Origin of the sequence: Burkholderia sp. PR2 (assembly GCF_052372875.1) — a bacterium.
Taxonomy (GTDB): domain Bacteria; phylum Pseudomonadota; class Gammaproteobacteria; order Burkholderiales; family Burkholderiaceae; genus Burkholderia; species Burkholderia diffusa.
The window spans coordinates 183,242-198,391 of sequence record NZ_JBQRWH010000002.1 but is presented as its reverse complement, the minus strand read 5'-3'; the positions used below and the strand labels follow the sequence as shown (position 1 = coordinate 198,391).

Annotated in this window: 10 protein-coding genes and 1 pseudogene; 1 reads left to right on the top strand and 10 read right to left on the bottom strand. The window is 66.7% G+C overall.

Features of this window, described 5'->3' with window-relative positions:
* Positions 1 to 112: 112 nt before the first annotated feature.
* Positions 113 to 1,537 (bottom strand): aminotransferase-like domain-containing protein, encoded by a 1,425-nt coding sequence (locus ACT2FV_RS12415; RefSeq protein ID WP_124901537.1) that lies wholly within the window; start codon positions 1,535 to 1,537, stop codon positions 113 to 115.
* A gap of 635 nt (positions 1,538 to 2,172) precedes the next feature.
* Here ACT2FV_RS12415 and ACT2FV_RS12410 point away from each other — a divergent pair.
* A pseudogene (locus ACT2FV_RS12410) lies at positions 2,173 to 3,081 on the top strand (branched-chain amino acid ABC transporter substrate-binding protein); the annotation flags it as partial.
* 31 nt (positions 3,082 to 3,112) lie between these two features.
* Here ACT2FV_RS12410 and ACT2FV_RS12405 read toward each other — a convergent pair.
* From ACT2FV_RS12405 to ACT2FV_RS12365, 9 genes are all read right to left on the bottom strand, one after another.
* Positions 3,113 to 4,024: a hypothetical protein gene (locus ACT2FV_RS12405; RefSeq protein ID WP_444503995.1), complete on the bottom strand. Its 912-nt coding sequence runs from the start codon at positions 4,022 to 4,024 to the stop codon at positions 3,113 to 3,115.
* Positions 4,025 to 4,083: 59 nt separating this feature from the next.
* Positions 4,084 to 4,407: a TfoX/Sxy family protein gene (locus ACT2FV_RS12400; RefSeq protein WP_151048113.1), complete on the bottom strand. Its 324-nt coding sequence runs from the start codon at positions 4,405 to 4,407 to the stop codon at positions 4,084 to 4,086.
* A gap of 90 nt (positions 4,408 to 4,497) precedes the next feature.
* On the bottom strand, positions 4,498 to 6,234 hold the full coding sequence (locus ACT2FV_RS12395) for a site-specific integrase (protein ID WP_151048112.1): 1,737 nt from the start codon (positions 6,232 to 6,234) through the stop codon (positions 4,498 to 4,500).
* 98 nt (positions 6,235 to 6,332) lie between these two features.
* Entirely contained in the window at positions 6,333 to 7,598 is a 1,266-nt protein-coding gene (locus ACT2FV_RS12390) for an MFS transporter (RefSeq protein WP_444503994.1), read from the bottom strand.
* A gap of 15 nt (positions 7,599 to 7,613) precedes the next feature.
* Positions 7,614 to 8,402 (bottom strand): peptidylprolyl isomerase, encoded by a 789-nt coding sequence (locus ACT2FV_RS12385; protein WP_444503993.1) that lies wholly within the window; start codon positions 8,400 to 8,402, stop codon positions 7,614 to 7,616.
* Between the two features lie 9 nt (positions 8,403 to 8,411).
* Entirely contained in the window at positions 8,412 to 9,095 is a 684-nt protein-coding gene (narI, locus tag ACT2FV_RS12380; protein WP_444503992.1) for a respiratory nitrate reductase subunit gamma, read from the bottom strand.
* Positions 9,096 to 9,119: 24 nt separating this feature from the next.
* Entirely contained in the window at positions 9,120 to 9,815 is a 696-nt protein-coding gene (gene narJ / locus ACT2FV_RS12375; RefSeq protein ID WP_444503991.1) for a nitrate reductase molybdenum cofactor assembly chaperone, read from the bottom strand.
* On the bottom strand, positions 9,812 to 11,341 hold the full coding sequence (narH, locus tag ACT2FV_RS12370; RefSeq protein ID WP_124625530.1) for a nitrate reductase subunit beta: 1,530 nt from the start codon (positions 11,339 to 11,341) through the stop codon (positions 9,812 to 9,814). Before narH ends, narJ begins: the two co-directional genes overlap by 4 nt.
* Positions 11,338 to 15,117, bottom strand: a complete 3,780-nt coding sequence (locus ACT2FV_RS12365; protein WP_444503990.1) for a nitrate reductase subunit alpha — start codon at positions 15,115 to 15,117, stop codon at positions 11,338 to 11,340. Before ACT2FV_RS12365 ends, narH begins: the two co-directional genes overlap by 4 nt.
* Between the last annotated feature and the right edge of the window lie 33 nt (positions 15,118 to 15,150).

Sequence of the window (15,150 nt, the reverse complement as noted above, 5' to 3'; positions counted from 1 at the left end):
CGACCGGATCGACGCACCTCGCGCGCGTGTCCGGGTTTCTGCGCGTAAGGGCCGGCCGATCGCCGCGCTCCGCCGTCCGGGCCGATGCGTGCGACGCGCACCGGCCTTCGCTTCATCGCACGCACGAGGCGGCGAGCTTCCCGACCGCGATCACCGCTCGCTCGATCTCCGGCGACCACGGGCTGCTGTAGTTCAACCGGATGAAGTTCCGGTAGTTGTCGGTGATCGAGAACATGTAGCCGGGGCCGATCGTGATTCCCTGCTCCAGCGCGAGCTGATACAGCCGCATCGCGTCGACCTGCACCGGCAACTCGACCCACAGCACGTAGCCGCCGGCCGGGCTGGAGATGCGCGTGCCTTCAGGGAAGAATCGCGACACCATCGCGCGCATCAGGTTCGCCTGCTGCGCATACGCCTTGCGCAAGCGCCGCAGGTGATGCTCGTAGCCGTCGCGTTCGAGAAACTCGGCGATCGCGAGCTGCGGCAGCGACGGCGTGGCCAGCGTGTTCAGGAACTTCAGCTTCTCGACCTGATCGCGATACCGGCCCGGCAACGCCCAGCCGACCCGGTAAGCCGCCGTCAGGCTCTTCGAAAACGATGCGCAATGCAGCACGATCCCGTTGCGGTCGTAGGACTTCAGCGTGCCCGGATGCGACTCGCCGAAATACAGTTCGTTATACACACCGTTCTCGATGATCGGCATGTCGACGCGGGTCGCGAATTCCACCAGTTCGCGCTTGCGCTCGTCGGGCATCTGGAAGCCCAGCGGATTCTGGAAATTCGGCATCACCATGCACGCGGCGATCGGCTGCGACTTTGCGATTGCCGCCAGCGCGGCGATATCGATCCCGTATTCCGGATGCGTCGCGACCTCGATCGCCTTCATCCCCATCCGCTCGATCGCATGCAGCATCGCGTAGAACGTCGGCGACTCCACCGCGATCGTGTCACCCGGTTTCGCGACCGCCTGCAGGCACAGGTTGATCGCCTCCGTCGCGCCGACCGTCACGATGATCTCGTTCGGGTCGACCGACATGCCGTTTTCCAGGTAGCGCCGTGCGATCTGCCGGATCAGGCGCGGATGGCCGGGCGGCAGCCCGTCGGTCACGCCCCACAGCGACTTGTCCCGGCCGGCCGCATACGCGTAGCGGTTCAGCTTCTCGAACGGAAAGAGGCTCGGATCCGGATACGGCGAACCGAGCGGCACCGCGTCGTCGGTGCCGATCGAGCGCAACGTCGACAGCACGAGCCGGCTCATGTCGACCGACGACGAAATCGCGATCGGCTTCGACGGCCGCAGCTCGCGCACCGGCGCATGGTTGTCGTCGCGACGCAGGTTCACGAAGTAGCCCGACTGCGGACGGCTTTCCAGCAGCCCGCGGCTTTCGAGCAACAGGTACGCGTGCAGCACGGTCGTGATGCTGATCCGGTGCTGCTGGCTCGCCTGCCGCACCGACGGAATCCGGTCGCCGTGCCGGTACACGCCCTGGCGGATCAGACGTTCGATGTCGTCCGCTAGTTTTTCGTAGAGCTTCATTGCGTGCTCCCCGCCGCCCAGCGCATGCGCGCCGCCGCCCCGTGCACGCCCGTTCCGTGCGTGTGCTGCCTGCTGACCAGGCTGTCGTGATGCCTGATTGCTCCCTCGGGTTTTGCCTTTTCCATCGCAGTGGCTCGCTTTTGAAGATGCGCCGGAAGGCCCGTGATGTCTGGGCCTGCGGCACTGTGCACTTGATGATGGAATCTTAAGAGCAGAACAGTTGACGCAGAGTACACACATCGGACACGCACAGAAGAGTACAGTTCGTCGCGAATTTGCGACTTCGGGCGAACTGTACGTCTTACGAATTTGGTGCGGGGAGCGGCGACCGGAGAGCAATACGACGTGACGCGCAGCGCTGTCGGCGCTGGCTGGTCACGCCCGACCGGCCTGACAGGAAAAGGTCGAGGCTGCCCGAGCTGCACGGCCATGAAAATGGCACGAGAGCGATGGGGCGTGCCACGCGGGCGTCAGCGAGCCGACGATGAAGGGTTCGGGACGAGATGCGGACGCTGTCCGGTGGCGCAACGCGCTGCGGCTGTTCACCTGCGCCCGGTGCGGGCACCGACGTCGGTCTGTTCGACACGGGGAGCGAGCCGGCAGCCTTCGCCGTTGCACGCGGTATCGTCGCTACCGTGGCCGATCCGCGCATCGCGATCCAGGTCGCACAGAAGCTCGTCGACGACGGCGTGGTCGGTGTGATCGGCCACTACAACTCGGGCTGCAGCATCCCCGCGTCGGCCGTCTACAGGCAGGCGAACGTCGCGATGATCACGCCCGGCTCGACCAATCCGCAACTGACGATGCAGGGCTTCAAGAACGTGTTCCGCACGATGGGGCACGACGGCGTCGGCGGCGTGGTGGCCGGCCGCTTCGCGGTCGAGCAGTTCAAGGCGAAGCGGATCGGCATCATCGACGATCGCACCGCATTCGGCCAGGGGCTTGCCGACGCATTCGAGAAAGGCGTCAAGGACGCGCACGGCAGCATCGTCGGCCGCGAATACACGAACGACAAGGCCGTCGATTTCCGCGGCATCCTGACGACGATGAAGAGCAACAACGTCGACCTGCTGTTCTTCGGCGGCCTCGACGAACAGGGCGCGATGCTCGTCAAGCAGATGCGCTAGCTCGGCATCCGCGCGCAGCTGTTCGGCGCCGGCGCGTTGAAAAGCAATGCGTTCCTGAAGATCGCCGGCAACGCGGGCGAAGGCACGCAGGATCTCGAGCCGGGCCCGGCGCTCGACAAGCTGCCGTCCGCCATCGCGTTCGCGCAGCGCTACAAGGCGCGCTTCAACCAGGACGTCGAGCTGTATGCACCGTTCGCGTACGACGCGGCGCTTGCCATGATCGCGGCCGTTCGCAAGGCCGATTCGGTCGATCGCGGCAAGATCGTCGCGAGCCTGCCGGGGGTGTCGGTCACGGGCGTGACGGGGAAGATCTCGTTCGACGAACGCGGCGACCTGATCAAGCCGCCCTACACGCTGTTCCGCGTCGAACAGGGGCAGTGGCACAGCATTCGCACGGTCGGCGGCGCGTCGAACTGATCGGCGCCGAGCAGCCCGGCAGCAGGCGGCGTCATCGCGCCGCCTGCTGCCGCTGCACTTCCTGTGCCTTCATCTGCAGATACGCGCCACGCTCGACTTCGTGCAGTTGCTTCGGATACTGCTCGGTCGCGTCGAACCAGCGCGCAAGGCGCTGGTCGAGCGGCTTGTCGAGCGTCGCGAGATACGTGTCGATCGCGAGGTAGTAGCGCATCGTGTTGCGCTCCAGCAATCCGCGCACGCCGCCGATGTACTGCGGCTGCGTCGCCGATGCGCCGCTGGCTGCCGTGAACCCGACCTTGTCGCTGCCGACCGTCGCGAGGTAGGTCTTCATCGCCATGCGGCCGACGGCGCCGAAGCCGTACGAATACGTCAGGTGCAGAAACGTGCGCGACGCGCCGACCGGCACGGCCTCCAGCGCGATCCGGTAGTCCTTCGTGCCCATCGGACCGCTGTCGGCGGTCAGGTCGACCTGAAAATACTCAGGCGTCGCGGCGGCCACGCGGTAGCGGAACTGCACGCGATAGGTATCCGACAGCTTCTGCTCGATCTTGCGGCCGAGGTTCACGTCGAGCACCGGGCCGTCGCTGCCGGTCGACGCGTGACAGTACTTCGTGTTCAGATGCAGGATCAGCACCGCGCACCAGTTCGCGGGGCCCTGCGCGGGATCGTTGAGCTTGCCGTTCACGACGGAAAACGGATAGTCGACGACCGCGTAAATGTCGCCCTTCAGCGACGACGACGCCTCCGACGATTCGAGGTATAGCGGCCGGTGAAACGCGTTGTCCTTCAGTTGCGCACCGAGGCTGTGGTAACGGTCGAGCAGCGCCGCCGCGCCGTCCGCGCCGAACGACAGCGCGCACCAGCCGAGGCACAGGGCTGCGACGAGCGCGTGCCATGCGCGGCGCGCATATCGCGGTGCTTGCGGATGTTCGGATGTCTCCATTCTTGTGCTCCAGCGGGGGCGCGATGGTCGCGCACATGGTTCACAGAATACGCCGACCGCTATCGACCCCGCTTCACCGGCACCGGCAGTTGCGCAGCAGTGATCCGGATCAGCGCCGACAGCCATTCGCGGTCGTCCCAGCGCTCGCCCCCAATGACGAGATGCGGCTTCGCCGTCGGATACGGTGGCGCTTCGTCGCAGGTGCCGAGAAACGCACGCCCGTCAGGCGTCGGCTTGACGAACAACCGGTCGTCGCACACCAGCGCGACCATCTTGCCATCGCAGTAGATGCCGTACTCGCCGAACATCTTGCGCGCCGACACGGTACCCGCTGCAGCCATCTGCTCGACGACGAAATCGACGGTTCCCTGACTCGATGCCATCCATCCGCTCCGTTACCGAATAACCCTTCTGACCGTCACCGACGCGGTGTCGTTCCGTTCGGATTTCATGCGATCACGCGCGCGCCCTGCTCATTTGTCAGCCGAAAACGCACTCGACATCTGCCGTGCCCGCTTCACATCGTCCCCGTGCAGATAAATCGACGTCGTCGAGATCGACGCATGCCGCAGGTTGTCCCGCACCGTCGTCAGCTCCGCGCCGCGCGCGAGCGCATGCGTCGCATGCGTATGACGCATCCAGTGCGGGCTCGCCTGGCGCAGCTTCTGCGCGAGCGACGGGTTGTCGTCATCGACGAGCGCGGCCGTCTGCGCGAAGAAACGCTGCATCACCTTCCACAGCCGCACGCTCGTAATTCCGGCCGCCCCGTCTTCCGCAAGGCTCGGAATCAGCGGCGTATCGGGCCGCCAGCGCACCGGCGTGACCGGCAGCCGCCGCGCGACCAGATGACGATCGAGCGCCGTGCGCGCGAGCGGCGGCAGCGCGACGCGCGCGGCCTTGCTGCCCTTGCCGATCACCTTCAGCCACGCATCGCCGTGCGCGTCCGTTTCGATGTCGCCAAGCGTCGCGCCGACCAGTTCGCTCGCGCGCAGCCCGGTCGCATAGCCGAAATCGAGGATGAAACGCAGCCGTTGCGCGGCGGCCGGCGTCCAGCCGGACTGCGGTGCGCCGGACGGCTTGGCCTTGCGAAACTCGAGCCCGTCCGCGATCGTGCGCACGAGCAGCCACTCGCCTTCGGTGAACGCATGCGACGTGTCCAGCGCATTCGCGCCGCGCGTATCGCGCACCTTGACGCCCGCGAACGGATTCGCGAGCAGATAGCGCTGCTCGATCAGCCAGCGGAACAGCGCGCCGAGAACCGATAGCGTGTACGCGGCCGAACGCGCGGACAATCCGCCCGAAAACGGCCGCCAGTCCGGCGCGCCGCGCGGCCGCACCGGGCCGATCCAGCGTTCGTGCGGCGTCGGGTTGCGCAGGAACGCGCGATACGCAACCGCATCCTCGGTGGTCAGCGACGACAGCGCGCGCCCGCGCTCGACGATCGCCCACAGGATCAGCCGCTCGGCCTCCTTCCGGTACGCGCGGCGCGTCGCGGCCGATTCGTGCAGCGACAGCCACGCGTGCACGGCCGCGTAATCGTTGTCCGCGTCGAGCGTGCTGGTCGCGCGCGGCGCGCGGAACGTGCCGGCCGACCCGTCGACCTCGTGCGGCAACTTCAGGTGCTCCCACGGCACGATGGCGCTGCGCGGCGTCGCCGCGATCAGCGCGCGCGCCCGCTCCGTCAAGTCGGGATGCGCGGAAAAGAACGCCTCGATGTGGCGCGCGCTCGCCACGCCGAGCCCCGTTATTGCGCGCCACCACTGGCGCCGCCGCGGAATCCGCACGGTCAGGTCGGCCAGCGTCGCGATCCCGTGTGCGCGCAGCGCGACGACTGCGCGTGCGGGCAGCCACAAACCAACGTCGTCGCTGATCTGCGGCACCGGCGCTCGCGCATGGCGCAGCAGGCCGATCGCATCGGTCGCGGCCTTCGCCATCTGAATGCGCGCGCTGTCGGCATGACCCAGTTGCTCCGCGAGATCGGGCCGCCCTGCCTGCCGCGCGACACGCACGAGACGGCGACGAATCCCGCCGATCACGCCGCGCGCCGAGCGCCCTTCGCCGAGCCGATCGGGCAGGTAGCGCTCGACGGCCTGCCGCACGGTCATGCCCGCGTACCACGCGCGCAGCGCGGCCAGTTCGTCGGCGTCGGGGAAGCCCGCGGGCGCAGGTGTGGAATCGGAGGAAGGCGATAAGGCGAGGCGCGGTGTCATGGGCGCCAGTTTGACAGAACTGCGGACGCTCGAAAACGCCCGGCGTGCTGCAAGATGCGTGCGCGATGCCGCAGGCTACCGGCATCGCGCAGGAACGTTCAGCCCGTCACAGGCGTGCGCCGCACCTCGGACAGGTAGATCAGGATCAGCGACACCCACACGATCCCGTACAAGAACATGAAGCAGGTCGTGCGCACGCGCAGCAAGTCGAGCAGCAGGCCGAACAGGATCGGCAGCAGAAAGCCGCCGAGCCCGCCCGCGAGGCCGACGATGCCCGTGACGACGCCCATGTTGTCCGGGAAATCGTCGGCTACGTACTTGAAGGTCGACGCCATCCCGAACGCGAACACCGCACCGAGCACGAAGGTCAGCGCGACGAAGCCTGCCACCGGCATCGACAGATTCAGCGACGCGGTGCCGTCGATCGTGTGAATCACGAAGTCGGTCGCCGGATATGACAGCAGGAACAGGCAGATCCACGCGACCCACAGCCCCCACCAGGTGACCGCATGCGCGCCGAAGCGGTCGGACAGCGCGCCGCCGAGCGCACGCAGCACGGAGCCCGGCAGCGAGAAGCCGGCCGCGAACGCGGATGCCATCACGAGCGACATCCCGTATTCGCTCTTCAGGTACTGCGGGATCCACAGCGAGAGCGCCGTGAAGCCGCCGAACGTGATCGAGTAGTACTGGCAGAGCCGCCACACGCGCGGATCGCGCAACACCTTGAACGCGTCGAGCATCGATCCACCCCGTTTGCCTGCCCCTGGATCGGGTGCCGACGCGAACCAGAAGATCACGGCCGTGACGAGCAATGCGACTGCGTAGACGCGCGGCACGAAGCGCCATCCATATGCGGACAGCAGCAGCGGCGTGACGAATAGGTTGACCGCCGCGCCGCACGTGCCCGCACCGAACACGCCCATCGCGAGCCCGCGCCGCTTCGGCGGGAAAAAGCGCGCGACGTACGGCGTGCCGACCGCGAACGACGCGCCGACGCAGCCGAGGAACAGCCCGATCAAGAGGAACTGCCACAGCTGCGTCGCGTAGCTGACGATGTAGACGGGAATCGCGCACACGACGAGCAGCACCGTCATCACGATCCGGCCGCCGAAGCGGTCGGTCCACGTGCCCAGCGGCAAGCGCATCAGCGCGCCGGTCAGCACGGGCGTCGACGTGAGCAGCCCGAATTCCGTGCTGTTCAGCCCGAGATCGGTGCGCAGTTGCACGCCGAGCACGCCGAACATCATCCACACGACGAAACACACCATGAACGCGAGCGTGCTCGCGGCCAGCACCGACCATGCGCGCAGCGGAACGGCCGGCGTCTCCGCGGCCAGGCGAGCGCTACCTTGTTGAATTGCCATACGCAAAACCTCGTTTCATTGGACGAGCGGGCCGTTCGCGCCGTCGAAGGTCACGCCTTCGACCCGCGCGCCGCCCGCGAGTATCGCCACGTACTGCCGTATCGCCCGCTGCCGCACGCGTTTCGACAGGTACGCGGCGATCTGGCCGGCGGCCTCGTCGAACGGCACCACGTCGCCAGGCACGCGGTGCTCGATGCGCACGATGTGGAAGCCGAAGCGGGTATTGACGAGTTTCGGCAGCACGCCGAGCCCGTCCGTATCGAACAGCGCAGCCTCGAATTCCGGCACGGTGTCGCCGCGCAGGAGCTGCCCGAGGCTGCCGCCGACTTGTGCCGACGGACAATTCGAAGACGCGCGCGCGACCGCTTCAAACGTGTCGGGTGCGGCCACCACGTCGGCGAGCGCACGTTCCGCGCGCTGCCGCAGCGGTGCGAGCGGCACGCGGTCGGTCACCGCGAACAGCACGTGGCTCGCATACACGATGTCGCCGCGGCGAAAACGCGTCGGATGCTGCCCGTAGTAGCGCTCGCAATCGGCGCGATCGGGTTCGGGCACGTGAGTCAACTCGCGCTCGAGCAAGGCATCGACCGCTGCGTCGTCGAGCGGTGTGCTTTCATCGATCAGCCCGAGCGATACCGCGCGCTGACGCAGCAGTTCGCGCACCGCGAGCGCGTGCCGTGCCGCGTCGAGTGGATCGGGCGCATCGCCGTGATGCTCGGCCTCGGCCGCAATGGCCGCGTCGTTGATCGCAACGCCGTTGATCGCCAGCGGCGCGGTCGCGACTTCGGAGAGAACGTCGTTCATGTGGCCTCCTCAGCGCTTGCGCACGAGCTGGTACGGGCGGATCAGGTACGCGACCGACGCGATGCCGCTCCAGATGTGCACCATCCGCGTGAACGGCGACACGAGGAAGATCGTGAAGCCCAGCAGGATATGCAGCCGGTACGTCAGCGGCACGCCGACCAGCTGGCTCGCGATGTCCGGCCGGAACGTGACGACGCCCTTCACGTAATCGGTGAGCTGCTCGAACATCACACCGTCCATGTGGCGCGTCGACAGCACGACGGTGCCGAGCCCGAGCGCGAGTTGCACCCACAGCATCAGCACGATCAGGATGTCGGACTGGCGGCTGTTCTTGCGGATGCGCGGGTCGCCGAGGCGGCGCCAGATCAGGATCGTCAGCCCGATGATCGCCGCGACGCCGGCCGCACCGCCCGCCACCATCGCGACGAGCTGGTGCCCGGACGCCGACAGGAACGGCGACACGAGCCAGTGCGGTGCGAGGAAGCCACCGAAGTGCCCGAGCACGACGACCAGCACGCCCCAGTGGAACAGGTTGCTGCCGAGCCGCAGCATCCCGTGGCGCAGCAGCTGCGACGAATCGCTCTTCCACGTGTACTGCTCGCGGTCGAAGCGGATCAGGCTGCCGACCAGCAGCACCGCGAGACAGATGTACGGGTAGATCCCGAACAGGAACTGATGCAAATAAGCGTTCATGTCTTTCCCCAGTTGAGCCCGCGCTTATGCGCTGCGGGCCGGCCGCTTGTCGTGGAACCGCACCGTCTGCTCGGCCGGCGTTGCCGCGCCGACGAAGCGCACTGCCTCGTCCGCATACGACGCGTCGAGCGCGCGGTAGTCGTCGGCACTCGGCCGCTCGCCTGCGATGTCGTCGTCCGCGGCCGCCGGTGCGTCGACCGACGCGAGGCCGGCCATCGGCAGCAGCGCGCCGACAACGAAGCTGTAATGGCTGCCGCGCTGCGCGAGTTGGCCGGCCAACGCGCGCAGGATCTCGCCGGTCTCGCCGAGCAGGTTGCGCGCATCGGTCGCCGGCAGCCGCGACAGGTATTCGAGGAACACGGGCAGGTAGTCGGGCAGCTCGCCCGGATTCAACGTCAACCCGTGCCGCTCGTACATCTGCAGCAGGTCGACCATCGCCTGCCCGCGGTCGCGCGATTCGCCGTGCACGTGCTCGAACAGGTGCAGCGACGTCGCGCGGCCGCGATCGAACAGCGCGACGTAGTTCTCCTGCAGCGTCAGCAGGTCACGCTCGCGCATGTAGGCGAAGAAGCGGTCGAGGCCCGCGCGCACCGCCTTCGGCACGCGCGCGCATTCGCGCAGATGGGCTTCGATCGAGTCGAGCACGTCGACGAGCGCATCGTCGGGATAGTCAAGCAGCGCAGCGAACGCCGCGTAGGTCGGATCGGGTGCGGTGCTCATCGGGACGCCTCGTGGATCGGAATGGTTTTCGTGCCCTTCTTCGGACTGAACAGGCTGCCCTCCGAACGGCCGTCGGAACAGCCGTTGCCGAACGAGAAGCCGCACGACGCGCGCAGATCGTATGCGTTTTCCGCATACTCGCGGTGCGTCGTCGGGATCACGAAGCGATCCTCGTAGTTCGCGATCGCCAGATAGCGGTACATCTCCTCGACCTGCGCGAGCGATAGACCGACCTGGTCGAGCACGCCGCGCGCGTCGACGCCGTCCACGTGGCGCGCGCGCATGAACCCGCGCATCGCGAGCAGCCGTTCGAGCGCGAGCTTCACGGGCGCCTCGTCGCCGGCCGTCAACAGGTTCGCGAGATAGCGCAGCGGGATGCGCAACGATTCGACGTCCGGCAGATAGCCGTTCATCCCGAGCGCGCCGCTGTTGGCGGCCGAGTTGATCGGCGACAGCGGCGGCACGTACCACACCATCGGCAGCGTCCGGTATTCCGGATGCAGCGGGAACGCGATCTTCCAGTCGATCGCCATCTTGTAGGTCGGCGAGCGCCGCGCGGCGTCGAGCCACGCGGCCGGCACGCCGTCGCGCTCGGCCTGCGCGATCACGGCCGGGTCCTCCGGATCGAGGAACAGCGACAGCTGCGCTTCGTACAGGTCCTTCTCGTTCTCCGCGCTCGCGGCTTCACTGATTCTGTCGGCGTCGTACAGCAGCACGCCGAGGTAGCGGATGCGGCCCACGCAGGTTTCCGAACACACCGTCGGCTGGCCGGCCTCGATGCGCGGATAGCAGAAGATGCACTTCTCGGCCTTGCCGCTCTGCCAGTTGTAGTAGATCTTCTTGTACGGGCAGCCCGACACGCACATGCGCCACCCGCGGCACTTGTCCTGGTCGATCAGCACGATGCCGTCTTCCTCCCGCTTGTAGATCGAACCCGACGGGCACGACGCGACGCACGCCGGATTCAGGCAGTGCTCGCAGAGGCGCGGCAGGTACATCATGAAGGTGTTCTCGAACTGCCCGTAGATCTCCTTCTGCACCGACTCGAAGTTGTAGTCCTTCGCGCGCTTCTCGAACTCGCCGCCGAGGATTTCCTCCCAGTTCGGACCCCACTCGATCTTTTCGAGCCGCTGGCCGCTGATCAGCGAGCGCGGCCGCGCGACCGGCATCGCGCGCGTGTTGCCCGCTTCCTGAAGGTGGCCGTAGTCGAATGTGAACGGCTCGTAGTAATCGTCGATCTCGGGCAGGTGCGGGTTCGCGAAAATCTGCGCGAGCAGCCGCCACTTGCCGCCCATACGCGGCTCGATCCGGCCGTCCGCACGGCGTTGCCAGCCGCCGCGCCAGCGGTCCTGATTCTCCCAGTCCTTCGGATAGCCGATGCCCGGCTTCGTCTCGACGTTGTTGAACCACGCGTACTCCATCCCTTCGCGGCTGGTCCACACGTTCTTGCAGGTCACCGAGCAGGTATGGCACCCGATGCACTTGTCGAGGTTCAGCACCATCGCGATCTGTGCGCGTACCTTCATGACGTTTCTCCATCCCGTACGGCCTGTGTGGTCGGGTCGACCGCGGTTTCCTCGCCGTCGAGCCAGTCGATCTTGCTCATTCTGCGCACGATCAGGAACTCGTCGCGATTCGAGCCGACCGTGCCGTAATAGTTGAAGCCGTACGACAGCTGCGCGTAGCCGCCGATCATGTGGGTCGGCTTCAGCGCGATGCGCGTGACCGAGTTGTGAATGCCGCCGCGCGTGCCGGTGATCTCGGAGCCCGGCGTGTTCACGATCTTTTCCTGCGCGTGGTACATCATCACCATCCCGGACGGAATCCGCTGACTCACGACCGCCCGCGCGCACAATGCACCGTTCGAGTTGTAGCACTCGATCCAGTCGTTATCGACCGCGCCGATCGCTTTCGCGTCGTCCTCCGACATCCACACGATCGGGCCGCCGCGCGACAGCGTCAGCATCAGCAGGTTGTCCGTGTACGTGCTGTGGATCCCCCACTTCTGGTGCGGCGTCAGGAAGTTGAGCACGCGCTCCGGATTGCCGTTCGAGCGCTTGCCGACCATGTGCGCATAGCTGCCCGTGTCGATCGGCGGCTTGTACACGCACAGCGACTCGCCGAACGCGCGCATCCACGCGTGATCCTGGTACAACTGCTGACGGCCCGTCAGCGTGCGCCACGGCACCAGCTCGTGCACGTTCACGTAACCGGCGTTGTACGACACGTGCTCGGATTCGATCCCGCTCCACGTCGGCGACGAGATGATCTTGCGCGGTTGCGCCTGGATGTCGCGGAAACGGATCTTCTCGTCCGCGCGCGCGGCGGCCAGGTGCGTGTGGTCGATGCCGGTGATGCCAGACAACGCGCGCCACGCCTTCACCGCGACTTCGCCGTTGGTCTCCGGCGCGAGCGCGAGAATCACCTCCGCGGCGTCGAGCGCGGTGTCGATGCGCGGGCGCCCCTGCGTGGCGCCGCCGGCGACCTGGTAATTGAGCTGGCCGAGCAGCTTCACTTCGTCCTTCGTGTCCCAGCCGATGCCCTTGCCCGCGTTGCCGAGCTTGTCCATCAGCGGGCCGAGCGACGTGAAGCGTGCATAGGTATTCGGATAATCGCGCTCGACCGCGATCACCGACGGCATCGTACGGCCCGGCACCGGCTCGCATTCGCCGCGCTTCCAGTCCTGCACGTCGAACGGCTGCGCGAGTTCGCCCGGCGTATCGTGCGCGATCGGCGCGAGCACGACGTCGCGTTCGACGCCAAGATGCCCGTCGCACAGCTCGGAGAAGCGCTTCGCGATCCCTTTGAAGATTTCCCAGTCGCTCTTCGATTCCCATGCGGGATCGACCGCTGCCGACAGCGGATGGATGAACGGGTGCATGTCGGACGTGTTCATGTCGTCCTTCTCGTACCACGTCGCGGTCGGCAGCACGACGTCCGAATACATGCAGGTGGTCGACATCCGGAAGTCGAGCGTGACGAGCAGGTCGAGCTTGCCGCGCGGCGCTTCGTCGTGCCACTTCACTTCCTCCGGACGCGCGCCGCCCGTCGCGCCGAGGTCGTCGCCCTGCACGCCGTTGGTCGTGCCGAGCAGGTGCTTCAGGAAATACTCGTGGCCCTTGCCCGACGAACCGAGCAGGTTCGAGCGCCACACGAACAGGTTGCGCGGGAAGTTGTCGGGGGAATCCGGGTCCTCGCACGCCATCCGCAGCATCCCGGCTTTCAGGTGCCGCGCGACCTCGGCGCCGGCCTGCGCGGGGTCGCCGAGACTCGCACCGACCTTCAGCGGATTCACCGCGAGCTGCGGCGCGGACGGCAGCCAGCCCATCCGTTCGGCGCGCACGTTGTAGTCGATCGGCGAACCGTGGAACTGCGTCTTGTCCGCGAGCGGGGACAGCAGCGCGCCCGGGTCCATCGTGTCGTAGCGCCACTGATCGGTGTGCGCGTAGAAGAACGACGTCGCGTTCATGTGCCGCGGCGGCCGGTTCCAGTCGAGCGCGAACGCGAGCGCGGTCCAGCCCGTCTGCGGACGCAGCTTCTCCTGGCCCACGTAATGCGACCAGCCTCCGCCCGGCTTGCCGACGCAGCCGCACATGATCAGCATGTTGATGATCGCGCGGTACGACATGTCCATGTGGAACCAGTGATTGATCCCCGCGCCGATGATCACCATCGACTTGCCTTGCGTCTTGTGCGCGTTCTCCGCGAACTGCCGCGCGACCGAAATCACGTCCGCGCGCTTCACGCCCGTGATCGTTTCCTGCCAGGCTGGTGTATACGGAAGATCGTCGTCGTAGCTCGTGGCCACGTCGCGCCCGCCCAGCCCCTGGTCGAGCCCGTAGTTCGCGACGAACAGGTCGTAGACGGTCGCGACCAGCATCTCGCCGTCGCGCGTCGCGACGCGCCGCACGCCGATCCGGCGAGACAGCTCGGAGCCGTGCTGCGTCGAGTTGAAATGCGCGTGCGGCTGGTTGCCGAAGTACGGAAACAGCACGTCGACCACGTCGTCGTGCCCGGCCGTGCAGGACAGCCGTGGTGACAGCGCCGCACCCTTCGACGTCTCGCCTCGCAGGTTCCACTTGCCCTTGTCGCTCGATCCGTCCTTGGCCTGCTGCCCCCAGCGGAAGCCGATCGAGCCCACCGGCACGACGAATTCGCCGGTCGCGTCGTCGATCATCACGGTCTTCCAGTCCGGATGTGCAGCCTCGTCGAGCGCGTCGTCGAAATCGGACGCGCGCACGAGGCGCTCGGGCACGTAGCCATCGCCGTGCGGCACGAGACGCACGAGCGCCGGCATGTCGGTATAGCGCTTGCAGTAGTCGATGAAATAGTCGCTCTTGCCTGCGAGGTGGAACTCCTTCAGGATCACGTGACCCATCGCGAGCGCGAGCGCCGCGTCGGTGCCCTGCTTCGGATGCAGCCACAGATCACCGAACTTCGCGCCTTCCGAGTAGTCGGGGAACACCGACACGACCTTCGTGCCGCGATAGCGCGCCTCGACGAGGAAGTGCGCATCGGGCGTGCGGGTCTGCGGGACGTTGGAGCCCCACATCATGATGAACGTCGAGTTGTACCAGTCGGCCGATTCCGGCACGTCGGTCTGCTCGCCCCAGGTCTGCGGCGACGCGGGCGGCAGGTCGCAATACCAGTCGTAGAAGCTCAGGCACACGCCGCCGATCAGCGACAGGTAGCGCGAGCCCGCCGCGTACGACACCATCGACATCGCCGGAATCGGCGAGAAGCCGACGACGCGATCGGGCCCGTGCCGCTCGACCGTGTAAACGTTTGCGGCCGCAACGATCTCATTGACCTCGTCCCAGCTCGCGCGTACGAAACCGCCGAGCCCGCGCCGGCTCTGATACGAGCGCCGCGCGTCGTCGTCCTCGACGATCGAACGCCATGCGTCGACCGGCGCGAGCGTGCGGCGGCGTTCGCGCCACAGCTTCACCAGCGCGCTGCGCACCATCGGATGCTTGAGACGGTTCGCGCTATACAGATACCAGGAGTACGAAGCGCCGCGCGAGCAGCCGCGCGGCTCGTGGTTCGGCATGTCGGGGCGCGTGCGGGGGTAGTCGGTCTGCTGCGTTTCCCAGGTGACGATCCCGCCTTTCACATAGACCTTCCAGGAGCACGAACCCGTGCAGTTCACCCCGTGGGTCGAACGGACGATCTTGTCGTGCTGCCAGCGCAGCCGATAGCCGTCTTCCCATTTGCGGTCCTCGTCCGTGACGGCGCCGTGTCCGTCGGAGAATGTTGGCCTTGTGGTGGAGAAATAACGCAATCTATCCAGGAAATGGCTCATGGGGATCTCGTTTTTCCGGTCTTTTCGCAGACC

Coding starts and splice junctions, on each gene's coding strand:
- ACT2FV_RS12415 (WP_124901537.1), bottom strand. CDS start 1,537: ATGAAGCTCTACGAAAAACTAGCGGACGACATCGAACGTCTGATCCGC.
- ACT2FV_RS12405 (WP_444503995.1), bottom strand. CDS start 4,024: ATGGAGACATCCGAACATCCGCAAGCACCGCGATATGCGCGCCGCGCA.
- ACT2FV_RS12400 (WP_151048113.1), bottom strand. CDS start 4,407: ATGGCATCGAGTCAGGGAACCGTCGATTTCGTCGTCGAGCAGATGGCT.
- ACT2FV_RS12395 (WP_151048112.1), bottom strand. CDS start 6,234: ATGACACCGCGCCTCGCCTTATCGCCTTCCTCCGATTCCACACCTGCG.
- ACT2FV_RS12390 (WP_444503994.1), bottom strand. CDS start 7,598: ATGGCAATTCAACAAGGTAGCGCTCGCCTGGCCGCGGAGACGCCGGCC.
- ACT2FV_RS12385 (WP_444503993.1), bottom strand. CDS start 8,402: ATGAACGACGTTCTCTCCGAAGTCGCGACCGCGCCGCTGGCGATCAAC.
- narI (WP_444503992.1), bottom strand. CDS start 9,095: ATGAACGCTTATTTGCATCAGTTCCTGTTCGGGATCTACCCGTACATC.
- narJ (WP_444503991.1), bottom strand. CDS start 9,815: ATGAGCACCGCACCCGATCCGACCTACGCGGCGTTCGCTGCGCTGCTT.
- narH (WP_124625530.1), bottom strand. CDS start 11,341: ATGAAGGTACGCGCACAGATCGCGATGGTGCTGAACCTCGACAAGTGC.
- ACT2FV_RS12365 (WP_444503990.1), bottom strand. CDS start 15,117: ATGAGCCATTTCCTGGATAGATTGCGTTATTTCTCCACCACAAGGCCA.